We start from the raw sequence: 24346 nt of genomic DNA, 5'->3' as shown, positions 1-24346 counted from the left end.
ACAGCATCTAACAAGCAATTCCAAAATTCGCTGTATAGACTAGTATCTACTCATGCAATATAGCCGCGATAGCAGTACCTACTTCGATTCCGCATGCTTTCCCCAGTTCCTTCATTGTAGGAACTTCGACCAACTCGACATTATGGCTATCGCACCATTCAATGACAGGTCGACGCACATGGTTTTCGGCATCTTTGGCCATATAAACACGCCGAACTCGCCCTTTTTCAAGGGCTCGCTGGGTTTGCTTTAACCCAACTGTCTTCTGTTTGGCGTGTTTGAAGGTCTCATCAAGCACCAAAATGCTTTCCCCCTTAATCACACTATAGTAGTTTAGCATTTGAGTCCTAACGTGTCAATAATTCGGTCTCGTTTGCATCCAATGTTTTTACATTATGATATCTTAACATGCCCGTTCCAGCAGGGATTAACTTTCCGATGATCACATTTTCTTTTAGACCAAGCAATGGATCAACCTTTCCTTTGATTGCCGCCTCGGTAAGCACTCTGGTGGTTTCTTGGAAAGATGCCGCTGACAGGAAGGAGTCGGTAGCCAATGAAGCCTTCGTAATCCCCAACAGAACTGGGTGAGCAACCGCCGGTTCTCCGCCTTCTGCAATCGCCCGGGCATTCTCATCTTGGAAATCAAAGACATCAATAAGCCCACCCGGAAGCAAGCTTGTGTCTCCCGCATCGTCAATCTTCACTTTACGAAGCATCTGACGTACCATAACCTCAATATGCTTATCGTTGATATCTACCCCTTGGAGTCTGTATACACGCTGAACTTCTCCTAATAGATAGACTTGGACTCCCCGTTGTCCTTTGACCTTAAGCATATCATGAGGGTTAATACTACCTTCAGTTAATTCATCCCCAGCTTCGACCATCTGTCCTTCTTTAACACAAAGCCTGGAGCCATAGGGGATAGAATAAACGATGTGTTCATCCGCCTCTGTGAGAAGATCTACCTCACGTCGTCCCTTAATCTCGCTGATCGAGACTTTTCCGACTGTTTCTGCGATGATCGCTTGACCCTTAGGTTTACGTGCTTCGAATAGCTCCTCTACCCGTGGAAGACCTTGGGTAATATCATCTCCGGCAACTCCCCCGGTGTGGAAGGTACGCATGGTCAACTGAGTTCCAGGTTCCCCGATGGATTGAGCGGCAATAATCCCTACTGCTTCCCCCATCTCAACCGGTCTACCTGTTGCTAAATTTCGACCATAACATTTCTTACATACTCCGTACCGTGATTTGCAGGTTAAGACCGAACGAATCACTGCCGATTCGCAACATTGTGCAATTTCAGCGGCTTGTTCTTCTGTCATTTCAGTATCCGGCGAAGCCAAGACTTCTCCGGTCTCAGGATGAAGCAGATCCTCTAAGACAAAACGACCAACAAGACGATCTACCAACGGCTCGATTATTTCCGGGCCATCTTTGATATCCTCGACCATAATGCCGTTTAAGGTTCCGCAATCCTCTTCCCGTACAATCACATCTTGAGAGACGTCTACCAATCGCCGTGTCAGGTAACCTGAGTCAGCAGTTCTTAGGGCAGTATCGGCCAGACCTTTACGAGCACCGTGAGAAGAAATAAAGTACTCTAGAACCGTAAGTCCTTCACGGAAATTTGCTTTAATAGGCAACTCGATAGTTCGTCCGGAAGGGTCTGCCATAAGTCCCCTCATTCCTGCTAATTGTCTAAGCTGCTGAATATTACCACGGGCACCAGATGTCGCCATCATATAGACCGGGTTAAACTCATCTAAAGAATCCATTAAAGCTTGGGTTACAGTTTTTGTAGCTTTTGCCCAAGTATCAATGACTAGATTGTATCTCTCTTCGTTGGTTATTAAACCGCGCCGATATTGTAATTCCGTCTTTGCAACAGAAGCATCCGCAGCAGTGAGGATCTCTGTTTTCTCCTTTGGTACGGTAATGTCTGTTAAACCAACAGTCATACCTGCTCTGGTTGAAAACTTGAAACCTTGACTCTTCAGTCCATCTAACAATTGGGCTGTCGCTTCATAGCCTGCCTTACGATAAGTCTTAGCAACAATATCCGCAAGTCCTTTTTTGCCGACTACTTCATTGAAATATCCAATTTGAGGAGGGATGACAGAGTTAAATATCAGACGGCCAACCGTTGTCTCCAACAGTTTCCCATCATTACGTCGAACTTTAATCTTAGCCTGCAAGTGAACCTCTTTAGTATCGTAGGCTAAAACAGCTTCGTCGTAATCCTTGAAAATTTTCCCTTCGCCAAAAGCTCCCGGTCTCTGCATCGTCAGATAATAGGATCCTAATACCATATCCTGAGTAGGAGTGGCAACAGGTCTGCCATCTTTTGGGTTAAGGATATTATGAGCTGAGAGCATTAACAGTCTCGCTTCAGACTGAGCCTCTGCCGACAATGGCACGTGAACTGCCATCTGGTCGCCGTCGAAGTCAGCATTATACGCTGTACAAACTAATGGGTGAATCTGCAGAGCTCGACCTTCGACCAAAATTGGCTCAAAGGCCTGAATTCCTAAACGGTGAAGAGTTGGTGCACGATTCAAAAGGACTGGATGATCTGAGATAACCTCTTCAAGAACATCCCATACCTCGGCACGTACCCGTTCGACCATGCGTTTGGCACTTTTGATATTATGTGCATGACCTTCATTAACAAGCTTTTTCATCACAAATGGCTTAAAGAGTTCCAACGCCATTTCTTTAGGCAGACCACACTGATGAAGCTTGAGATTTGGGCCAACTACGATAACCGATCGACCTGAATAATCCACCCGCTTACCTAATAAGTTCTGACGGAAACGGCCTTGCTTCCCTTTTAACATATCGCTGAGGGACTTAAGCGGCCTGTTTCCAGGGCCGGTCACAGGACGACCACGGCGGCCATTATCAATCAATGCATCGACTGCCTCTTGGAGCATTCTTTTTTCGTTTCGCACAATAATATCAGGCGCACCCAGATCTAATAGACGTTTTAGACGATTATTTCTGTTGATTACCCGACGATAGAGGTCATTAAGATCCGATGTAGCAAATCGACCACCGTCCAGTTGCACCATAGGTCGTAGTTCCGGTGGGATTACCGGTACAACATCCATGATCATCCAGTCAGGACGATTGCCGGAGGACTTAAAAGCTTCTACAACTTCAAGACGACGAATAGCTCGGATTTTTCGCTGTCCGGATACTTCCTTTAGCTCAATTCGAAGTTCTTCATTAAGTTTTTCCAAATCCATTTCAGCGAGTAATTCTTTAACCGCTTCCGCGCCCATGCTGGCTTTAAAACGATCTCCATATTTATCACGATATTCCCTATACTCCGTTTCAGTGAGGAGCTGCTTCTTCATTAAAGAAGTATCGCCAGAGTCTGTGACAATATATGAAACAAAATATAACACTTTTTCTAAAGCACGTGGGGACATGTCTAAAAGCAACCCCATACGACTCGGAATCCCTTTAAAATACCAGATATGTGATACAGGAGCCGCAAGAACAATGTGACCCATCCGCTCGCGGCGAACTTTTGATCGTGTTACTTCAACTCCGCAACGATCACAGACAATTCCTTTATAGCGAACTCTCTTGTATTTCCCGCAGTGACACTCCCAATCTCGGGTAGGGCCAAAGATTTTTTCACAAAACAAACCTTCACGTTCCGGCTTTAAGGTCCGATAGTTAATAGTTTCTGGCTTCTTTACTTCTCCAAATGACCATTCCCGAATCATATCCGGAGAAGCTAAACCGATACGCATACGGTCGAAGTTATTGACGTCAAGCAATCCTTATCGCTCCTTTCGTCCGGGGACTAATTGAGATCGCCAAGATCTATATCTTCTTCCTCTAGGACTTCAACATTCAACTCATCGAGAGGATCTTCCTCATCAACGTTATCCTCCTGATCTGGCTCACCAGCTACGCGAGTTGCAGGAAGTGGAAGTTCTTCATGTAAATCGATGCCAAGTTCCTTTGCGGTTTCCGTTATATCCTCATCGGTATCATGAATCTCAATTTCCCGATCATCTGCTGCCAAGACTCTTACGTCAAGACCCAAACTCTGCATTTCTTTGATTAATACTTTAAAGGATTCTGGAATTCCCGGTTCAGGAATATTCTCTCCTTTAACGATGGCTTCATAGGTCTTTACTCGACCAACCACATCGTCTGACTTAACTGTGAGAATTTCCTGCAGAGTATATGCAGCCCCATATGCCTCCAAGGCCCAGACTTCCATTTCTCCAAAACGTTGACCACCAAATTGAGCTTTTCCACCCAAGGGTTGCTGTGTAACTAAAGAGTAGGGGCCTGTCGAACGAGCATGAATCTTGTCGTCAACCAAATGGTGAAGTTTGAGAACGTACATATAGCCAACGGTAATTTTGCTGTCGAAAGGATCTCCTGTACGCCCATCATAGAGCATAGTCTTTCCATCGCTGGAAAGGCCAGCCTTCTCTAAAGTTTCAAAAATATCATCCTCAGTTGCTCCGTCAAAGACCGGAGTCGCAATACGAATCCCCAAGGCCTTAGCCGCTCTTCCTAAGTGCGTCTCCAGAACCTGCCCGATGTTCATCCGTGAAGGAACACCTAATGGATTTAACACCACTTCAATCGGTGTACCATCCGGCATAAACGGCATATCTTCTTGACGCATAACCCTCGAAATAACACCCTTGTTGCCGTGGCGACCTGCTACCTTGTCACCGACAGATATCTTTCGTTTCTGAGCGATATATACACGAACAAGTTGATTAACACCAGGAGATAACTCATCCCCGTTTTCACGGGTAAACACTTTAACATCAACTATTTTTCCGGCTTCTCCGTGAGGCACACGTAAAGAAGTATCCCGCACTTCACGAGCCTTTTCTCCGAAAATAGCACGTAACAAACGTTCTTCTGCCGTTAACTCTGTTTCCCCTTTGGGCGTCACTTTTCCTACCAGAATATCTCCGGGACGAACTTCAGCACCAATACGTATAATTCCGCGTTCATCAAGATCCTTCAAAACATCTTCCCCGACATTCGGAATGTCGCGAGTGATTTCTTCCGGTCCAAGCTTCGTATCACGAGCATCTGATTCGTACTCTTCGATATGAATCGATGTATAATAATCTTCTCTAACCAGCTTTTCACTAATTAAGATTGCGTCCTCGTAGTTATATCCTTCCCAAGTCATGAAGGCTACTAAAACGTTCCTGCCCAAAGCCAACTCGCCATGGTCAGTAGACGGACCATCCGCAATAATCTGACCCGACTCAACTATCTCGCCCTTCTTAACAATTGGCCGTTGGTTAATACAAGTACCCTGGTTAGAGCGGGAATACTTAAGCAGTTTATGCTTCTCTGTCATCCCATCATCGCCGAGAACAATAATCTCTTCAGCTGTTGCTCTTTTGATAACTCCGGAGCGCTTAGTGATGGCACAGACACCGGAATCTTTAGCCGCCTTGTATTCCATTCCCGTACCTACATAAGGCGAATCAGTTCGCAATAAGGGTACCGCCTGCCTCTGCATGTTTGAGCCCATCAAAGCTCGGTTCGCATCGTCATGCTCCAAGAAAGGAATTAAGGCTGTAGCAATGGAGACCATTTGTTTTGGCGAAACGTCCATATAGTCAACCTGATTTGGCGATACGTGCACAAAATCCGGTCCATGACGACCATCGATTTTCTCCCCCATAAACTTGCCGTTCTCATCAAGGGGCGCGTTCGCCTGTGCAACGATATATTTCTCTTCCTCGTCTGCTGTCAAATAATGAATCTCATCTGTAACTCTGGCACCTTCCTTATCCGCCTTACGGTAAGGGGCCTCAATGAAGCCATAGGGATTAATGCGACCAAAAGTACTCAAGGATCCGATCAGGCCAATGTTTGGTCCCTCTGGGGTCTCTACCGGACACATCCTCCCATAGTGAGAATGATGCACGTCACGAACCTCAAAACCGGCACGCTCTCTGCTTAATCCTCCAGGCCCTAAAGCACTTAGTCGACGCTTGTGAGTCAACTCCGCCAGCGGGTTCGTCTGATCCATAAACTGAGACAACTGACTACTACCAAAGAATTCTTTAATTGCTGCTACGACGGGGCGAATATTAATGAGTACTTGAGGCGTAATGACTTCAACATCCTGAATTGTCATCCGTTCACGTACAACACGTTCCATACGAGATAGACCAATCCGGAATTGATTCTGTAGAAGTTCTCCCACCGAACGCAGTCTGCGATTGCCTAAATGGTCAATATCATCTCTATGACCTTCTCCATTCATTAAGGCAAGCATCCGCTGTACGCTGGCAATAATATCACCACGGGTTAAATGTCGTACATCCATAGGGATATCCAGACCAAGCTTCTTATTAAGCTTATACCGTCCGACTTTAGCCAAATCATAGCGTTTAGCATCAAAGAACAAAGCTTCGAGTAATGAACGAGCACTGTCAACCGTCGGCGGTTCGCCGGGTCTTAACCGTTTATAGATTTCAACCAAGGCTTCTTCGGTTGACTCTGAGTTATCCCTTTCTAAGGTAGCACGGATATATTCATTATCATCAAATAACTCAAGAATTTGACCGTTGCTGGCATACCCCAAAGCACGAATCAGAACCGTGCCGGGTAGTTTACGTGTCCGGTCAACTCTTACAAAGATATTATCATTAACATCCGTTTCAAACTCCAACCAAGCTCCACGATTTGGAATAACTGTAGCCCCGTAAAGCTTCTTCCCACTCGGGTCAATTTGCTCTGAGTAATAGACTCCCGGTGAGCGAACAAGTTGGCTAACAATAACACGTTCGGCCCCGTTAATAATGAAGGTTCCTTTGTCTGTCATCAAGGGGAAATCTCCCATAAAGACTTCCTGTTCCTTCACTTCTCCAGTTTCCTTGTTGATCAGGCGTACCTTGACGCGAAGTGGCGCGGCATATGTAACATCGCGTTCTTTGCACTCCTCCACCTGATATTTAGCATCTCCTAGACTATAATCAACAAATTCTAGAACGAGATTGCCCGTGAAATCTTGAATCGGCGAAATATCGCGAAACATATCGCGAAGCCCTTCATCAAGAAACCAACGATAGGAGTTTTGCTGGATTTCAATTAAATTTGGCATGTCGAGAACCTCACGGATTCTGGAGTAACTCCAGCGCTCTCGTGTCCCAACCTTAACAGGATAGAACATTTACGTTTCACCCCTCAGTGTGGTTTTCTCATTGAGGTCATAATATATTGACATATACAGCCAAAAGCAAGGCCTTTAAAAGAACCTCGCTTAACTGTTTATGATCTTTCAATATCATTCCGACAATTTCAAAGATAATATCTCCTTATTATCTATTGCTATTTACTTATTACCATAGCATGGATGGATTAAGTAATAAATTCCATTTACATATGGTAACATTTATAAAGTATACCAAAACAGAGACCCTCTGTCAAGGAAATATTTGATTTAATATCATTGGACATTTACAAATATTGGTGTTACTACGCTTGACCGAAACATTGATTCCTGTCGTCAAATTAAAGAAGGTACTCTCTACACGAAGAGAGTACCTTCAAATTAAAAGCATTACTTAACGTCTACAGTTGCACCAGCTTCAGTCAATTTAGCTTTTAAAGCTTCAGCCTCGTCTTTGGAGACTTTCTCTTTAACCGGTTTTGGAGCATTGTCAACGAGGTCTTTTGCTTCTTTGAGGCCTAGTCCGGTAGCTTCACGAACTACTTTGATAACTCCAATTTTAGAAGCGCCACAGTTCATGAGAATTACGTCAAACTCAGTTTTTTCTTCAGCTTCAGCTGCAGGAGCCGCAGCAGCTGCTCCACCAGCAACCGCTACAGGAGCAGCTGCGCTTACGCCAAACTCTTCTTCAAAAGCCTTTACAAGTTCAGATAACTCGAGAACGGTTAAGCCTTTTACGGCTTCGAGAATTTCATTAATTTTAGACATTTTTAATATCCCCCTTAAAATTATAATCATTTTATTTATACTAATTCATTCACTGATTCCAAAGGAATCCACTTCAATAAATCGAAGTTCTACATACCTTATTGTGCAGCCTTAAGCTTACGCACTTCCTCCAAAGCATATCCCATTTTACGGATAGGACCTTGAAGAACGTTAGCCATACCTGTAAGAGGAGCTTGCATACCACGTAAGACCATAGCCAGTAAGACCTCACGAGAAGGCAGATCAGCAAGAGCTTTAACGCCCTCTGCTCCAATAACCTTTCCCTCAAGTACCCCAGCTTTAATTTGGAATGTCTTTAACTTATTTGCCTTAGCAAACTCCGTTAATATCTTAGCCGGAGCGACAGGATCTGCACTAAAAGCAAGTGCAGTAGGTCCCTTAAGATAAGAGTCCAGCCCTTCTACCCCTAACTCATCAGCAGCGCGACGTACGAGGTTGTTTTTCAAAACCCGGTACTCCACTCCAGCTTTACGTAATTGAGCACGTAATTGCGTTACTTGGGCAACTGTTAAACCGCGATAGTCAGCTAATACAATACCGGAAGACTGTTGAAACTTTTCTTTAATCTCCGAAACTATTAGACCTTTTTCTTCGATGTTAAGCATCTGTGTACCTCCTTCCCGATTAGATAAACTTATTAGCAACAAAAAACCTCCGCGCTTGCAGAGGTTAAGAATGCCAAATAGATATCTTCGGCGTAATCTTCCAACCTCGGCAGGTCATTAAGCCTTTCGGCACCTGCTTTCTACAGCGGACTTATTAAATTCCTGATAAGTTTACCCCATTTATCCAACACTGTCAAGCATACCGTAAGTTAGATTGCTTTTGCAGGGTTAATGCGTACGCCTGGGCCCATCGTAGAGGACACAGTTACACTCCGCATAAATTGACCTTTAGCAGCTGCAGGCTTTGCCTTAAGCAAAGTCTCTCCAAGTACACGATAATTTTCCAGTAGTTGTTCAACACTGAATGAGGCTTTGCCGATTGGTGCATGTATAATGCCAGCCTTATCCGCACGGTATTCAATCTTACCAGCCTTAATTTCCTTAATCGCACGAGTTACATCAAAGGTAACCGTCCCCGTCTTTGGGTTTGGCATGAGGCCTTTAGGTCCGAGAACCCGTCCTAATTTACCAACCATACCCATCATATCTGGGGTTGCGACAACAACTTCGAAGCCAAACCAACCTTGCTCAATCTTAGCAATCATATCTTCTGCTCCAACAAAGTCTGCTCCTGCTTGTTCTGCCTCTTTGGCCTTTTCCCCTTTAGCAAATACCAACACCGAACGAGTTTTACCCGTTCCATTCGGGAGTACAATAGCACCACGAATTTGTTGATCAGCGTGACGGGTATCAATACCTAATTTGAAGGCAGCCTCCACAGTCTCATCAAACTTGGCTTTAGCATTATTTTTTACAATTGTTAATGCTTCTGTTGGTTCGTAGAGAGCAATGCGATCAAAGGATTTTACAGCCTCTTGATACTTCTTACCTACTTTTGCCATTCTATTAACCTCCTTGTGGTTACACGGGCTAAGCCCTCCCACAAAATTCTTTAAAATTAACCTTCGACGACGTCGATTCCCATGCTGCGCGCGGTTCCTTCAATCATGCGCATTGCAGCTTCAATGCTGGCTGCATTTAAGTCCTTCATCTTCGTATCCGCAATTTCGCGAATTTTGGATTTAGGAACAGAAGCAACCTTCTTGCGATTAGGTTCAGCAGAACCAGAATTGATATTTGCAGCTTTCTTCAGCAAAACTGCCGCCGGTGGAGTTTTGGTAATAAAGGTAAACGAACGGTCTTCATAGACAGTAATCTCAACCGGGATTATAAGCCCGACTTGATCCTTGGTACGCTCATTATACTCTTTGCAAAAGCCCATAATATTGACCCCGTGCTGACCCAAAGCTGGACCAACCGGAGGTGCCGGTGTTGCCTTTCCTGCATTGATCGCTAATTTTACCAAACCAATTACTTTCTTTGCCATTTTCAATACACCCCCTTATTAGGATAACCTTTTAATCTAATTTTTGAACCTGCGTGAACTCAAGTTCAACGGGAGTTTCTCTGCCAAACATAGATACCTCAACCCGTAACTTGCCTTTGTCTGCAAGGATTTCTCGTACCACTCCAACGAAGTCCTTGAAAGGACCGGCAATAACCTGGACACTCTGATTAATATCAAAGTCGACCCGAGTCTGAATTTCATCCATTCCCATTTGCTGCAATATACTAACAACCTCATTATCCAACAAAGGGATAGGCTTCGTTCCAGAACCGACAAATCCCGTTACACCCGGAGTATTACGAACAACATACCATGAGTCATCCGTCATTTCCATTTCAACGAGCACATAGCCTGGATATACCTTGCGTTTGGTAATCTTTTGTTTACCATTTTTGAATTCAATTTCATCTTCCATGGGAACAAGAACTCGGAAAATCTTCTCCTCCATGTTCATGGATTCGACTCGTTTTTCGAGATTCATTTTCACCTTGTTCTCATAGCCAGAATAGGTATGAATTACAAACCAATTTTTTGCCATTTCTCAGGGACCTCCTCAGACACTGCCGTTGAAACTTTATATGTTTAGGGCAGCAGCTTAGTCAAGGCCGCACTTAAGCCGCTATCAACAATCCACATAAGAATAGATACAATTGCAACCGCAAAAAACACAACAACTGTGTAGGTTAGCAATTGCCTGCGGCTTGGCCAATGAACTTTCTTGAGTTCGCTCAAAACCCCGCGGAAATACTCCATCGCCTTATCTTTCTGGCTCTGAGTATTGGCCGGTTTCTTCAACTCGCCCATCACTTCACATCCTTACAGACTCCAAGTCATCGACTCCGTGACAACGCCCCCTGGCGTACATCTAAACCTTTGCAAAAAAAAATTACTTAGTTTCCTTATGCAGAGTGTGACTCTTGCAAAACTTGCAAAACTTTTGAGCTTCCAAGCGATCTGGGTTATTTTTCTTATTTTTCATAGTAGCATAGTTACGGTGCTTGCAATCAGTACACGCTAAAATAATGCCGACACGCATTCACGAACACCTCCCGGACAACGGTAGGACGCTGTATTTTTTCATTACTCAAAACACTTTATCACAAGATAATTTGACTGTCAAGAAAAAGCCTTGATAGATCTTAGCTGACACCAAGCCCCTAGGCGTTTCCTCACTAAAGGTTCGATATCCAGTTCCATTGGCTATGGCCACAAAATCCAATGATAACCCTAGTCAAGTGCAACCTAATAACAAAAAAGACAGCTTTGCTGTCTAGTTTTCTTGGTTGCGGGGGCCGGATTTGAACCGACGACCTTCGGGTTATGAGCCCGACGAGCTACCGCTGCTCCACCCCGCGATAATAACTGTTCAGTTGCGCTAAGTGCAATAGACACTGTCAACCTTTTATGCCGAAGAGAAGCACACTTTACAGCACAGTAAATTTTGCAAAAAGCCGATAAGGCTAGTATTTGCTAAATGGAGCCGACGATGGGACTCGAACCCGCAACCTGCTGATTACAAATCAGCTGCTCTGCCAATTGAGCTACGTCGGCCTATATCTTCCCGAGCTACAAGCATTAACCTCAAGGCACTTACGTAGTCTAACACTAATCTTTATAAAATGCAAGTACTTTAGCAAATAAAAGATATGTAAAATTATCCATCACGACGTTCAAGATATCGTTCGAGCTTTCTCTTAACTCGCTGCAACGCATTATCGATTGATTTTACATGTCTTCTCAAGTCAACAGCAATCTCTTGATAAGATTTGCCCTCTAAGTATGACATCAGTACTTTCCACTCTAAAGAACTCAGGATCTCGCCCATTTTTTCTTCAATGTCGTCAAATTCTTCTCTGCTGATAATTAGTTCTTCCGGATCGGTAATTCGAGTCCCAGAAATAACATCGAGAAGAGTCCTGTCCGAATCTTCGTCATAAATAGGCTTATTCAAGGAAACATATGAGTTTAAGGGAATGTGTTTTTGCCTCGTCGCGGTTTTAATTGCTGTGATTATCTGTCGTGTAATACATAATTCTGCAAACGCTCTAAAGGAGGAGAGTTTGTCCCCACGAAAATCACGAATTGCTTTATAAAGTCCTATCATTCCCTCTTGGATAATATCTTCACGATCAGCACCAATCAGAAAGTAAGAACGCGCTTTGGCCCTAACAAAGTTTTTATATTTGTTAATTAGATACTCCAGTGCTGTAGTGTCGCCTTCCTTGGCAAGCTCAACCACCTCTTCATCCACGATAACGTCGATGATTTCACATTCTGGTAGTTCTGGTTGGGCTTGAAGAGTCAAGTTGATCCCCCCTACAATGTCATCACGAAGAAGACGCAATCTCGGCTAGCCCTCGTCCACGAGAACATCCTCATTATACTCGACGCTAAAGAAAAGCGTCAAGGCGAAGTTTTGGTTGTTCTGTCGCTATTCGTGAAGTTTGAGATCGAGACACGATTGCAAAGACCCAAAATCCTGCGAAAATGGGACTTTAGAGGTCAAAATAGTGCAAAAAAATTAATTATTAAAATTCCAACGCCTCATTTGGAAAGTTATGCCGTTGCCACTTCACTCCCCTGTGACACTACTAAGGCGGCACCATCAGAGGCAACGGGTTCACTTCTGTGGAGCGAACCCGCCCTGTCTTTCGGGTCTATTATTCTTAAGTATGTTTTGGAGCGTTTTCAGCGCGATTTCTCTGTCTGAGTACCTCATAAAGCATTACCGAACCTGCAACACTGGCATTTAAGGAAGAGATCTGGCCTTTCATCGGCAGACTAACAATCTCATCGCAATTTTCTTTAAGCAAACGGCCAATCCCCTTTCCTTCACTGCCAATTACAATTACCCTAGGGCCAGTCAAATCTGCCTTGAATGCATTTGTCCCCCCAGCTTCCGCCCCTGATACCCAGCATCCCGCTTTCTTTAAATCTTTTAAGGTTTGAACCAAGTTACTCACTCGGGCTACTTTGACATACTCAACAGCTCCGGCAGATGTTTTGGCTACCGTTCCAGTGAGGGCTACACTTCTTCGCTTAGGAATAATTACCCCATGGGCACCGACAGCGTCAACAGTCCTAAGCAAGGCACCTAAATTATGGGGATCCTCTATTTCATCGAGCATTAAGATAAAAGGGTCTTCTTGGCGTTCAACAGCTAAGGCCAGAATATCCTCGACATTTGCATACTCACTCGCCGCCACATAGGCCAGCATGCCCTGATGTCGCTCACGATTTGTCAGTCGATCAAGAGTCTGACGATCTACAAATTGGTAGGGTGTATTATGCTTATGAAGCAAGGCCATAATGTCTTGATTTTTACCACTAGGCCCATCTGAGACAAGGAGAACTTTGTTAATTGGTTTGCCACTTTTAAGAAGCTCAGCCACCGGATTTTTACCATAAACTATTTCTTCGTTCACGAAGTTCACTTCTTTCTTTCTAGGGTCTTCAGTCTTCCACAGCTATATGTTCCTTGACGACAGACCCCTTGAGTTATACAGGTTGGACCAGCTTCACTAAACAGATTAGGGGCAACCTCTCTTACTAAGTCTAACATTCTTTCAGCTAAAAAACGTATCTCCCATTGAGCCCTAATACACGTTCGATGCTCAAAAAAATTCAATAACGATCGCGCGTTAAAAGTAGCCATCAAAGAGGTAGTACAAGCATTAGGCAAGACATAGCGAGCATCCTCAGCGGGTACGCAATTCAAGAGCTCCTGATAGTCTTCCTGCAAGCGAGACATAACTGTCTCAAACCGCCCTAATGCCTCAGGATTTTGCATGACGCTTGGAGGAATGACGAATTCAAACCCATTCTCTTTGACATAGCGTTGAGATCGTTGCGAATAACTTGCAATCCGGTGACGGACAAGCTGATGGGACAAAGCCCTTGAAACACCATCTATAGAAAACTGAAAACTTACATGCTCAAAAGGGGAAAGATGACCCATTTCCCTGAGTCTTCGGACGAAGTTAGCCGCCTTATCATCGTTCAGCTGTTCAAATAAATCGGGTATAGCATCTGACGAGTAACATAACCGGGCTGCAGCAGCTACTACTTTTTCCGGATCTGGCGTGTGCTGAATAAGATCCACATTCATTAAAAAATCTCCCTTTCCCACTGTACCCTATAATGAGCATCTTTATTTAATGACTTCTTCACCGCGAAGCATCTGGTCTACTTTAGCAAAGGCCCATTTCATCCGGTCAGTTTGTCCACTTAACTGCCAATAGCCCACTAAGCTTTCAAACCCTGTGGCATGACGATAAGTCACAACATCCACATTTTTAGGATGCCCGCCCTTTGTATTTCTTCCTCGTATTACAACCTGCTGTTCAAGCTCATCAAGCTCCGGGAATAGGGCATGTAAAACCTGAGCTTGGGTGCCAGCTCGCACATAGTTGACTGCTTGCTTGTGAAGTTCCTTCACCCTCTCATGCCCTAGTTCAAGCAAATGGGTGCGCACCCAAAGTTCATAAACCGCATCACCCAAATACGCTAAGGTCAAGGCATTCATTTCCTGCCAATTTCGCATAAGGTCACCTTTCAATTATCGCTTAATTTGCCACCTGGCCCCTTGTGGAGTATCCTCAATAACAATTCCTTTTTCTTTAAGCCCATCGCGAATAAAGTCCGCCATTTCCCAGTCCTTTTTCTGGCGTGATTTCGAACGAATCTGTAAGACAACTTCCATCACTTCGTTTAGGATTTCATTGTTCTCGACATCAACTTTAGCCGGATGAAGCAAATCAAACCCTAAAACATCGCCAAGCTCAACTAGTGTCTTTTGGGCCTCAGCTAATCCTTTCGAAGACACAGGATTTGCCTGTACAAAGCTATTCATGGTCTTTGCAAGCTCAAATAAAGCCGCATAAGCTAATGCGGAATTAAAATCATCATCCATTGCCTTCTCAAAGGCCTCTCTCGCCTCTTTAGAAGCCCTTGACAACTCTAGGCTGCCCTGATCATTTCTTCCTAACCCTTCTCTATCTAGAGCCTCCTGAGCTAAGCGAACGCTGGTTTGCAGACGTTCCAAGCCCTTTTGCGCCATAATTAAGTTTTGATCGTTAAAATCCAAGGGACTGCGATAATGAGTTCCCAGTAAATAGAAGCGAATAACTTCTCCCGGAGAATTCACCAACAACTCACGGATGGTGAAAAAATTGCCCAAGGATTTAGACATTTTTTCTTGATTTATCGTAAGAAAAGCGTTGTGCATCCAATGACGCGCAAAGGTCTTCCCTTTTAAGTACCCTTCTGTTTGAGCAATTTCATTTTCATGATGAGGAAAGGAAAGATCCGCCCCTCCACCGTGAATATCAAATCCCGCTCCCAAGTATTTTAAGGACATAGCCGTACACTCAATATGCCAACCCGGCCGCCCCTCTCCCCACGGGCTTTCCCAGGCCGGTTCACCAGGTTTAGCCTTTTTCCAGAGTGCAAAGTCCATGGGATGCCTTTTGCGTTCATCCACTTCAACTCTCGCTCCTGCCTTCATATCCTCGAGAGTTCTACCTGACAGCTTCCCATAATCAGGGAAGTGATCCACTGCAAAGTAGACATCCCCCTCCACCTCATAACCGAGCCCGGAATCGATAAGACCTTGAATAATTTCGATCATTTCCGGAATATGCTCTGTAGCCTTGGGGTGAACCGTTGCCGGCAGCAGGTTTATTTCTTTAGCATCTTTAAAGTACTCGTCAATATACTTTTGACCTAAAGCTAAAGGATCCATCCCTTCAACATTCCCACGCTGGATAATCTTATCATCTATATCGGTGAAATTCTGAACGTAACGAACATTAAAACCTTTATAAATAAAATAACGCCTGATCATATCGAATACGACGAACATCCGAGCATTTCCCGCATGAAAATAATTATAGGTTGTCGGGCCGCAAACATACATTGCCACCTTACCGCTCTCTCTTGGTTGAAACTCCTCTTTTTGCCGGCTCATTGTGTTGAATAATTTCAAAGACATCGTATCGACTCTCCTTTTCATTTAATTGCTGTTCCAAATATTCTACACGCTGCATTAGACACTTCAGCATTTCATTCACCGGATCCGGAAGCTCATCATGCCTTAAATCAGGATCTTTAATCGGTATCCCACGGTGAAGAACAATCCGCCCGGGTACACCTACAACAGTCGTATCACTTGGTACCGGCTTATTAACAACCGAACCTGCTCCAATTTTTACATTATCCCCAACTTTGAAGGAGCCTAATACCCTCGCACCCGCACCAATTACAACATTATCTCCAATCGTTGGATGCCGTTTTCCTTTCTCTTTCCCAGTTCCACCCAAAGTAACACCTTGATATAAAGTCACGTTATTTCCGATCTCTGTAGTCTCACCAATTACCACACCCGTTCCATGATCAATAAAAAGTCCTTGCCCAATCTTCGCACCCGGATGAATCTCGATTCCCGTCAGAAAGCGGGAAAGCTGGGAGATCATACGCGGTAAGAGAACCAGCTTATGAATGTACAACCAATGTGCCATTCTATGAAATAGCACAGCGTGAAACCCAGGATAACAAAAGATAACTTCCCAAATACTTTTTGCTGCAGGATCACGTTCAAAAATAACTTGGATATCACGCTTTATCTGTCCAAACATAGCTTCACCCTTTTCTCTTTAGCTTATTTTGTTATTCTTTTAACCGTCATTTACTCAGTACCCTTTGAATACTCCTGAACATCGCTGATAATATATAAATAAACACAAAAAAGCGGAACTCCTCGTCCAGAGACGAAAATTCCGCGGTCCCACTCTGTTTGAACGACATGTCGTTCCAGCTCAAAACTTTAACGCAGTACTACGGATTGAAATACTTTCAGATTTCTTCCAATCAACTCCGAGACGCACTTCCAAATACTCCTTGCAAATGGCTTCCACTACCCCATTCTCGCTAGTCGCAATTCCTCTTTGTACTCTTTCTCATCATCGTCATAAACCATTTTATTTTTTCGGTAACACGATAGTTTATATATAATTATATGGTAGTCTCCATTATTTTGTCAATTAGTTCTCTTTTCACTCCTCCATAATGGTTGCTGAATAATAGACCCGAAGGTCAGGGCGGCTTCGATCCACAGGAGTGAACCCGTGCCGCCTTAGTAGCGGCATGAGGATCTACCCTAAATAACGCTCCTCTGTATACCCAATGCGCCCCAAAACATTCTTAAGCCCCAGCAAGGGAATAATATCATACAATTCCGGCCCATGCATCTGTCCTGTTAATGCTATCCGAACTGGCATGTATACAAATTTACCACCAAGTTTTAATTCTTTGGTCATTTGTTTCAGAATAACTTTTACTGTCTCAGCAGAAAGCATCTCTGCTCCCTGCAATTTTTCTTTGAACAAAGCCAGAACACTCGGGACTTGTTCGCCTTTTAACACTTCCAAGGCATCACTCTGCGGTTCAAGTGGAGTATCGCCATGAAAATAATGAATATAATCCTTAACTTCAGCCAAATAAGATATTTTCTCTGCAATAGCCTTAATAAAGCTTACCAGCCATTGCTGCTGCTCCACGGATCTTTGATCCTGGGGGAGTATGCCTAATTCTTCAAGATGAGGCAAAGCAAGTTCCGCCAGCCGTTCCGGTGAGGACACTTTAATATAATGTGAGTTGATATAATCCAGCTTATGTCGATCAAAGACAGCAGGACTCTTGGAAACTCGATCTAACGAAAATTCCTTCGCCAATTCATCAAGGGTATAAAATTCTTCTTCTCCTGTAGGCGCCCAACCAAGAAGAGCAATAAAATTAACAATAGCTTCCGGGAGATACCCTTTCTGCTGATAATCTATGACTGCAGTATCCCCATCCCGCTTACTCATCTTTCCTCCCTCTGTATTAAGAATCAGAGAAATATGAGCAAATTCAGGGGCTGGAGATCCCAATGCTTGATAAATCAAAACCTGGCGAGGAGTATTAGAAAGATGTTCTTCCCCCCGAATTACATGGGTTATTGACATAGTAATATCGTCAACAACAACTGCAAAATTATATGTAGGAATTCCATCTGATTTAACAATAACGTAATCTCCAATACCATTGCTATCAAATACAACATCCCCACGTACCTTGTCAGAAATATGAATTGCCTGTCCCTCTGGCACACGAAAGCGTATAACGGGCTTACGGCCCTCAAGTTCAAACGCCTCTCGTTGCTCTGCAGACAAATTTCTGCACTTCCCTAAATAGCGTGGAGTCTCTCCTTTAGCAATTAGAGACTGCCTTTCCTGTTCCAGCTCTTCTTCAGAGCAATAACAGTAGTAGGCATGCCCATCAGCAAGCAGCCTTTCCTGATAATCTTTGTAAAGCTCTAAACGGTCAGTTTGCCGATAAGGGCCATGTTCCCCACCGACTTCAATTCCTTCATTCCATTGAATATCTAACCATCTTAGTGCTTGCAAAATGTTATGTTCTGATTCCCTGCTAGAACGCTCTAAATCAGTATCTTCACTCCGCACTATAAATGTACCCTTATTCTTGCGAGCCCATAAATAATTAAATAAAGCCGATCTTGCTCCTCCTATATGAAGCGGTCCTGTTGGACTTGGTGCAAACCGAACACGAATTTCCATCATATTTCCTCCACCTTTTTTAAGTTAACAATTGCTTGAGCCGCAATTCCTTCTTCTTTACCCACAAATCCTAATCGCTCTGTAGTAGTTGCCTTCACCGAGATACGTGATTCCTCTATATTCATAGAACGCGCTAAATTAGCTTTCATCTTTGCGATATACGGAGCAATTTTAGGGCGCTCCGCAATGATGATGCTGTCAATATTTCCGACACGATATCCACGGGATTCGATAAGTCTCATAACATGTTCTAATAAAGCAAGGCTTGAGATACCTCGATAGCTTGGATCATTATCTGGAAAATGGCCTCCGATATCTCCTAGTGCCAACGCACCCAATAGCGCATCCATAATTGCGTGAACCAATACATCGGCATCTGAGTGTCCCAGCAATCCACGTTCATGGGGAATTTCTACTCCACCTAAGATTAACAAACGCCCTTCCACCAATGCATGTACATCATAACCAATTCCTACGTTGATTTCAAACACCCCTTCTCGATATTTGCGGTTCGAGTTCAACGGATCAGGTCAAATACCCTATCTCTCTTTTTCGCGCATCGTCAGTATTCTCTCAGCTAACCACAAATCTTCGGGTGTGGTAACCTTAATATTCTCTTGCATTCCTTCCACCATATGAACGGGATGCCCTATCCATTCTAACAAAGATGCGTCATCTGTACCATAGTAACTTGACGCAGACGCTCTTTCATGGGCTTCTTCCAATATTCCGCGGTCGAATATCTGAGGAGTCTGAACCGCACGCAAATAGTCCCGCGGCAAAGTCTCAAGCACATTCCCTGCCGAATCTACTTGTTTTACAGTATCCTTAATCGGAACCCCCATGATAGCAGCAGAATTGGTTTCTGTTTCTTTAAGAAATTTATGAAATGCCGGCAATGTTAAAAGGGGCCGCGCCCCATCATGCACCACTATCCGTTGAATAGTGGGACTTAGAGCTCGAACCCCTGTGCGAACGGAATCTTGGCGCAGCACTCCACCTATACAGATCTTAACAACCTTTTTTAAATCATAAAATGAAACTAGTTCTTCAATAGTAGGAATATCGCCTTCAGCACCTACAACCACAATTTCCGAAACATAATCAGATTCTTCAAAAAGTCCGATAGTATGCGCTAAAATTGGCTTATCCCTCAACGCCAGAAATTGCTTGTTGTATCCGGCCCCCATCCGTTTACCTTGACCGGCTGCCGGAATGACGATCCCGATATTAACCAATCGCATTCACCTCATCCGTCGGACGAAGGCCCATCGGCTTTTTTTCTAAAGAGTTTTTAGGCTTAGCAAAGATCATGCGACCGGCCGCTGTCTGAAGGACACTTGTTACTAAAACAACAACATTCTGACCCATATACCTCCGCCCCATATCCACAACAATCATGGTTCCGTCATCAAGATATGCGACTCCCTGCCCGGGCTCTTTTCCTTCTTTCATGACTTGAACTAACATTTCTTCTCCTGGTAAAACAATAGGTTTCAGAGCATTAGCTAGTTCATTAATATTTAGAACCTTAACTCCTTGAAGCTCCGCCACTTTATTGAGATTATAATCATTAGTCAATAAAGGGGAATTCAAAACTTGTCCTAACCTTACAAGTTTGCTGTCAACTTCATTTATATCATCAAAATCCTGTTCATGAATATGAACTTTAATAACAGTTTCCTTAGAAATCTGATTAAGGATATCAAGACCTCTGCGGCCTCGATTTCGTTTAAGCAGATCCGAAGAATCCGCTATATGACGAAGCTCTTCCAGCACAAAGCTGGGAATTAACAATACCCCTTCCAAAAAACCGGTTTTAACGATGTCGGCTATTCGTCCATCAATAATCACACTGGTGTCCAGTATTTTATAACTTACTGACTCACGGGAAAGGCCAGCCTTACCTTCCTTATTCTTGTCCCCTTTATCAGCCTTATCTCCGGACTTTTCCGCCTTTTCTCCCCGATCACGAAATTTTGGGAAAAAATTAAGGAAGCCTAGAACATCTTCTTTGCGTTTCATTCCAATTGTCAAACCTAGATAACCCAAAAAAAGACTAAGCAGCACTGCCAAAAGTGGGCCAAAAAACTTAATACTGACAAACGAGTTTCCAAATAAACTTGCAATAATAAGTCCAATAATACCCCCAACGGCCCCACCCATAAGATCATTTGTGGGAACCCTTGTTAATCTTGAATCCATCCAACGCATTAAAGCAATAAAAGAACGAATACTAACAGGGGCAACTAAAAATCCTATGATGCCAAATAAAACACTCATTATGGCGTATGTCCAGACAAGGGAACCATTCCAGCCTAGGGTATTTAAAAAATCGAGGCTAATAAGGATATAGTTGAGATAAAACCCTACCGCCCCTAATAACAGAGTGATGATCCCGCGTATTAAATTGCGAATCATCTTTTCACCTCCTTTTAACCTATTTTGACTAAAAGTCTTCCCAATTATACTTTGGTTTTCATAATTTTTCAACCAATACCAATAAAACCCTTCTCTTGGCAGAATTTCCATTAAGCAAATTGCTTTGCCATAGCCACTTTACCATACTTACAGTGGTTTTCCAAAATACTGATCAAGTAAAATGTAGGTTCTTTCAACATTATTACCCAGATAAGGCTTAGGTAAAGTTCTTGGGGATGCCAAATCTTCGAACGTCCTTTAAGTCATGGCCAATTCTTCAACATGTTAGAAAATACTTTGCCAAAACTTTAGTTGTGCTAGCTGCATAAAAGTACAATTAAAATTCGTCAGCCATGACCTCAATAAGACGCCCTAATCCGAATGAAAAGATTCTAGACTAAATCAAAGCGGAGGAAAGCCATTGCCTGACTGCTTCTTCTTCAGATCCCTCAGTCAAAACCAGTTCACTAATCAGAATCTGACAGGCATTCTCGTACATTTTCTTTTCCCCTGTTGAAAGCCCTTTTTCGTTTTCTCTTTGCGAAAGACTCCTAACAACATTTGCAACTTCGAAAATATTCCCGCTCTTGATTTTCTCTAAGTTTGCACGATAGCGCCGATTCCAAGCTAAGGCATTTGCTGTGTCTTTTGTTTGTAGAACCTCTAGAACATCTTTCACCATAGTAGGAGAAATTACTTGCCTTAAGCCAAGGTTCTCCACATTCTTCAAGGGAATAAATAATTTCATATTCCCCACAGGTAAGTGCATGACATAATATTGGCTTTTCTCTCCAAGAACTTCACGTTCTTCGATCGATTCAATAATCCCAGCACCGTGCATCGGATAGACAACTTTGTCACCAACCTTAAACATTCGGCCACCCCCTAATCCTATTATAGCAAGTAACATAGCCGGGGTCAAAATTTTAAAATTATATCATACAAGCCTTTCACCTGTCAATTTACCTTTTTTGCTCTTATTGTTGTTGAAAATTGACAACTGACCCGGCATCTCGGTATAATAGAGATGGCAGAAAGGAGTGAGGATAGCACACATGGAGCAACTCACTGACCAATTCCAAGACACAGTAAGATCTCTCTTAATCCGTCACCAGAGCATTTTGGACATCATCTCCAAAGGACAAGAAACCTCAGCTCGGGTTAACCGTGCAGTGGTTAAATCTGTGACCAGTTGTGGATGCCACGCAGTGAATGCCCGCAAAAAACCAATTCCCCCAGATGCGAGCCTCGCCGATTTGAAGGAGATCTTGGACAGCCAGCTCGAAGGAGCCATTTGCGATAACTGCCAAGATATCATTGCTGCAGAATTGGGTAAACAACTGTTTTACATAGCTGCTTTGGCCAATGCTCTTGACATTTCCCTTAGTGACGTTCTTTTCCAAGAACTCAAAAAACTGCAAACACTAACAATTTTCAATTTGACCTAGCATTAACTAGGTAAATACGGGTTTAAGCAATTAAGCTCCTGCGCCAGCAGGAGCTTTTATATTTATATTTCTGAATCAAAGAGGTTATAGAGGTTTAAACATTTTTTTGCCTGCCCCACACAACGGGCATTTCCATTCATCCGGCAATTCCTCAAAAGGGACGTCCTTAGGTATTTTTGACTTTTTGCATCCTTTTTCCGGATTATAGATATATCCACAACTTGAAACTTGGCATTGCCACATTTTACTTTCTTCGCTCAATGCTATTCACCTCCAATACTAGTTTAACATTAAGTTAGCGAAATTCAATTAGGAAGAGTTACTTCAAACTATTTTACGCTTTATAATTTGCTTTTTGCCTTAAAATGATCTTTATGGATCATACGAAAAAGAGAGCTGTAAATAAGCTCTCTTTCCACTTTTACTTCTATACTACTAAGTTAACAGCTTCCTCCACAGCCACTGCAGCAGCCACTGTCACAACCACCGTTATTGGTATTAGCGGTTCGAATTTCAAAACCCCCACCACTGCTTGACTCAATGTAGTCAATGACAGCTCCCTCTAAATATCCTGAGAGATTTTTGTCTATAACCATAGATACACCGAATCCTTCGTCAAGTATATCATTCTCTGTTTTTGACTCATCCAGAGTCATCCCGAAATTTGGACCACCGCAACCCATCCCTACAAGATAAAGACGAAGTAAGGCATTCTCTTTATTTTGGGCAGTAAGCACTTCTTTAACTTTTTGGGCTGCTAGTTCAGTAATTGTTACCATTTTGTCGACAACTCCTTTTAATTAAGCAATTTTTGAGATTTGTACACCGCAGGCTTTATACTCATACATTTTAGAAACCTTATCAAAGCACACCCTTGGTTAAGACCTTAGTAGTTCAGGTAGTGGAATGTCTCAATGCCTTTATGTTGTCATAAATAACCAATTGCTAGAATGGTAACCTTATTCAACTTTTGGCATTAGCAAAATTAAATGTATCAGCATAATCATTGACTTATGCAATATTATATTCTATTTTTAGTGCCTAGGCTAGTCGCAATCCTAATATTTTAATCATTAAATATAGACTCTTCAATAGGTCTTCCCATTCCCTGCCTGTTGATATAATTACATAAAGCCAAAAAGTCTTCATATTTGGTAATTCGGGCCAAATTCCTTAAATCCAAAATAAGTCCTGATTTGGAATGTCTGATAAATTCCAGATCCCACAGTTCGGTCTCTTCAAATAACCCACTCTGCCAATTATAAATGCAGGGAACAAAGTCTCTCCAATTTTGCTCAAAATATTTCACCTTGGCATAGCAAAGTTTATAAATATAAAAAATCATACCCAAGGGAGATGCCTTTCTGGCAAATTTGTGACTAAAGTACTCCTGAATAGGTTGATGCTCATAATATCGCTCCCAATACAGTCGAGTGTTGCTTCTCAGTTGGTACTTGTCTAGTATTTTACACTTTTCCCTTCCCAGCTCTTGTCTCAAAGAAGCGTCTCTAAACTCAGGCACAGAGATCTTCAATAATTCATAGTTCAATTTAATTCCCCCTTAGACTAGCTTCACTGTGTTGACTGTCAGGGACATTAAAATTAAATTACTATTTCCTTATGTATGTGTATAACATGTTAATTATATACCTGGGTCACTTGGTTTTTCAACGCTCCTGTTGAATAAAAGCACTGGTAATTATAGCCACAGGATGACAACTATAGGGGCGCTGGGCATGCTGAATCCCCCCGGACATTCGGGCCCTAGAAATGCCCGTTGCAAGGAGATTGCCAACGGGCATAAAGCAGAAAGATTATCGACCTTAGCTAAGACAAAAGAAACCAGACCGATACGGCCTGGCAAA

The 24346-nt window shown here is 43.1% G+C and carries 25 protein-coding genes, 2 tRNA genes and 2 other annotated features; of the genes, 1 reads left to right on the top strand and 26 read right to left on the bottom strand.

All coding sequences use genetic code 11. The features are described 5' to 3' along the window. Positions 1-46: 46 nt before the first annotated feature. The 23 genes from BLS16_RS13545 to BLS16_RS13435 form a co-directional block, all read right to left on the bottom strand. Positions 47-298, bottom strand: coding sequence for a L7Ae/L30e/S12e/Gadd45 family ribosomal protein (locus BLS16_RS13545; RefSeq protein WP_092334134.1), 252 nt, complete (start codon positions 296-298; stop codon positions 47-49). A 49-nt stretch (positions 299-347) separates the two neighbouring features. Continuing rightward, positions 348-3800 carry a DNA-directed RNA polymerase subunit beta' gene (gene rpoC, locus BLS16_RS13540; RefSeq protein WP_092334058.1) on the bottom strand — a complete coding sequence of 1151 codons (3453 nt, stop codon included), beginning with the start codon at positions 3798-3800 and terminating at the stop codon, positions 348-350. 26 nt (positions 3801-3826) lie between these two features. Continuing rightward, positions 3827-7195 carry a DNA-directed RNA polymerase subunit beta gene (rpoB, locus tag BLS16_RS13535; protein WP_092334056.1) on the bottom strand — a complete coding sequence of 1123 codons (3369 nt, stop codon included), beginning with the start codon at positions 7193-7195 and terminating at the stop codon, positions 3827-3829. A gap of 390 nt (positions 7196-7585) precedes the next feature. After that, entirely contained in the window at positions 7586-7963 is a 378-nt protein-coding gene (gene rplL, locus BLS16_RS13530; protein ID WP_092334054.1) for a 50S ribosomal protein L7/L12, read from the bottom strand. A 98-nt stretch (positions 7964-8061) separates the two neighbouring features. Continuing rightward, on the bottom strand, positions 8062-8589 hold the full coding sequence (rplJ, locus tag BLS16_RS13525; protein WP_092334052.1) for a 50S ribosomal protein L10: 528 nt from the start codon (positions 8587-8589) through the stop codon (positions 8062-8064). Positions 8590-8620: 31 nt separating this feature from the next. Beyond that, positions 8621-8753: a sequence feature (ribosomal protein L10 leader region), on the bottom strand. A gap of 45 nt (positions 8754-8798) precedes the next feature. After that, positions 8799-9491, bottom strand: a complete 693-nt coding sequence (gene rplA, locus BLS16_RS13520; protein ID WP_092334050.1) for a 50S ribosomal protein L1 — start codon at positions 9489-9491, stop codon at positions 8799-8801. A 56-nt stretch (positions 9492-9547) separates the two neighbouring features. After that, positions 9548-9976 carry a 50S ribosomal protein L11 gene (rplK, locus tag BLS16_RS13515; protein WP_014901223.1) on the bottom strand — a complete coding sequence of 143 codons (429 nt, stop codon included), beginning with the start codon at positions 9974-9976 and terminating at the stop codon, positions 9548-9550. Between the two features lie 31 nt (positions 9977-10007). Next, positions 10008-10535 (bottom strand): transcription termination/antitermination protein NusG, encoded by a 528-nt coding sequence (gene nusG / locus BLS16_RS13510; RefSeq protein ID WP_014901222.1) that lies wholly within the window; start codon positions 10533-10535, stop codon positions 10008-10010. A gap of 44 nt (positions 10536-10579) precedes the next feature. Continuing rightward, entirely contained in the window at positions 10580-10801 is a 222-nt protein-coding gene (gene secE / locus BLS16_RS13505) for a preprotein translocase subunit SecE (RefSeq protein WP_034598249.1), read from the bottom strand. Between the two features lie 82 nt (positions 10802-10883). Continuing rightward, positions 10884-11033: a 50S ribosomal protein L33 gene (rpmG, locus tag BLS16_RS13500; RefSeq protein ID WP_014901220.1), complete on the bottom strand. Its 150-nt coding sequence runs from the start codon at positions 11031-11033 to the stop codon at positions 10884-10886. A gap of 244 nt (positions 11034-11277) precedes the next feature. Further along, positions 11278-11352: transfer RNA gene (locus BLS16_RS13495), tRNA-Met, on the bottom strand. Positions 11353-11472: 120 nt separating this feature from the next. Further along, positions 11473-11548, bottom strand: a tRNA-Thr gene (locus tag BLS16_RS13490). A 103-nt stretch (positions 11549-11651) separates the two neighbouring features. Further along, entirely contained in the window at positions 11652-12302 is a 651-nt protein-coding gene (sigH, locus tag BLS16_RS13485) for an RNA polymerase sporulation sigma factor SigH (protein WP_143015533.1), read from the bottom strand. A 361-nt stretch (positions 12303-12663) separates the two neighbouring features. Continuing rightward, the gene (gene rlmB, locus BLS16_RS13480; protein ID WP_176786168.1) at positions 12664-13431 is read right to left on the bottom strand and encodes a 23S rRNA (guanosine(2251)-2'-O)-methyltransferase RlmB; all 768 of its coding nucleotides are present in this window, start codon (positions 13429-13431) and stop codon (positions 12664-12666) included. Then, the gene (gene thyX, locus BLS16_RS13475; RefSeq protein WP_092334044.1) at positions 13428-14105 is read right to left on the bottom strand and encodes an FAD-dependent thymidylate synthase; all 678 of its coding nucleotides are present in this window, start codon (positions 14103-14105) and stop codon (positions 13428-13430) included. Before thyX ends, rlmB begins: the two co-directional genes overlap by 4 nt. A gap of 42 nt (positions 14106-14147) precedes the next feature. After that, on the bottom strand, positions 14148-14540 hold the full coding sequence (locus BLS16_RS13470) for a Mini-ribonuclease 3 (protein WP_092334132.1): 393 nt from the start codon (positions 14538-14540) through the stop codon (positions 14148-14150). Between the two features lie 15 nt (positions 14541-14555). Further along, on the bottom strand, positions 14556-15989 hold the full coding sequence (gene cysS / locus BLS16_RS13465) for a cysteine--tRNA ligase (RefSeq protein WP_092334042.1): 1434 nt from the start codon (positions 15987-15989) through the stop codon (positions 14556-14558). Then, positions 15922-16632 carry a serine O-acetyltransferase gene (gene cysE / locus BLS16_RS13460; protein WP_092334040.1) on the bottom strand — a complete coding sequence of 237 codons (711 nt, stop codon included), beginning with the start codon at positions 16630-16632 and terminating at the stop codon, positions 15922-15924. The genes cysS and cysE overlap by 68 nt, the downstream gene beginning before the upstream one ends. 125 nt (positions 16633-16757) lie before the next feature. Then, positions 16758-16969 (bottom strand) — a binding site (T-box leader). A 179-nt stretch (positions 16970-17148) separates the two neighbouring features. After that, positions 17149-18612 carry a glutamate--tRNA ligase gene (gltX, locus tag BLS16_RS13455; protein ID WP_092334038.1) on the bottom strand — a complete coding sequence of 488 codons (1464 nt, stop codon included), beginning with the start codon at positions 18610-18612 and terminating at the stop codon, positions 17149-17151. Next, the gene (gene ispF, locus BLS16_RS13450; RefSeq protein ID WP_092334036.1) at positions 18612-19103 is read right to left on the bottom strand and encodes a 2-C-methyl-D-erythritol 2,4-cyclodiphosphate synthase; all 492 of its coding nucleotides are present in this window, start codon (positions 19101-19103) and stop codon (positions 18612-18614) included. Before ispF ends, gltX begins: the two co-directional genes overlap by 1 nt. Positions 19104-19151: 48 nt before the next feature. Next, positions 19152-19850, bottom strand: coding sequence for a 2-C-methyl-D-erythritol 4-phosphate cytidylyltransferase (ispD, locus tag BLS16_RS13445; RefSeq protein ID WP_092334035.1), 699 nt, complete (start codon positions 19848-19850; stop codon positions 19152-19154). Then, entirely contained in the window at positions 19843-21033 is a 1191-nt protein-coding gene (locus tag BLS16_RS13440; RefSeq protein WP_034598266.1) for a PIN/TRAM domain-containing protein, read from the bottom strand. Before BLS16_RS13440 ends, ispD begins: the two co-directional genes overlap by 8 nt. A gap of 397 nt (positions 21034-21430) precedes the next feature. Further along, a complete protein-coding gene (locus BLS16_RS13435; RefSeq protein WP_092334033.1) occupies positions 21431-21907 on the bottom strand; it encodes a CarD family transcriptional regulator in 477 nt (158 codons plus the stop codon). A gap of 181 nt (positions 21908-22088) precedes the next feature. Between BLS16_RS13435 and BLS16_RS13430 the strand changes: the two genes are divergently transcribed. Further along, positions 22089-22481 carry a nucleoside triphosphate pyrophosphohydrolase family protein gene (locus BLS16_RS13430; protein WP_014901208.1) on the top strand — a complete coding sequence of 131 codons (393 nt, stop codon included), beginning with the start codon at positions 22089-22091 and terminating at the stop codon, positions 22479-22481. Between the two features lie 84 nt (positions 22482-22565). Here the strand turns inward: BLS16_RS13430 and BLS16_RS13425 are convergent, their stop codons facing one another. The 3 genes from BLS16_RS13425 to BLS16_RS13415 all read right to left on the bottom strand — a co-directional run bounded on the left by BLS16_RS13425 (position 22566) and on the right by BLS16_RS13415 (position 24030). Then, complete coding sequence (locus BLS16_RS13425; protein WP_092334031.1) at positions 22566-22742, bottom strand: rubredoxin; 177 nt, start codon at positions 22740-22742, stop codon at positions 22566-22568. 179 nt (positions 22743-22921) lie between these two features. Then, positions 22922-23260, bottom strand: a complete 339-nt coding sequence (locus BLS16_RS13420; RefSeq protein WP_092334029.1) for a HesB/IscA family protein — start codon at positions 23258-23260, stop codon at positions 22922-22924. Positions 23261-23547: 287 nt separating this feature from the next. Then, on the bottom strand, positions 23548-24030 hold the full coding sequence (locus BLS16_RS13415) for a hypothetical protein (RefSeq protein WP_092334027.1): 483 nt from the start codon (positions 24028-24030) through the stop codon (positions 23548-23550). Positions 24031-24346: the final 316 nt, after the last annotated feature.

Origin of the sequence: Desulfosporosinus hippei DSM 8344, from assembly GCF_900100785.1 — a bacterium.
Taxonomy (GTDB): domain Bacteria; phylum Bacillota; class Desulfitobacteriia; order Desulfitobacteriales; family Desulfitobacteriaceae; genus Desulfosporosinus; species Desulfosporosinus hippei.
This window is presented reverse-complemented; position numbering and strand designations above follow the sequence as displayed.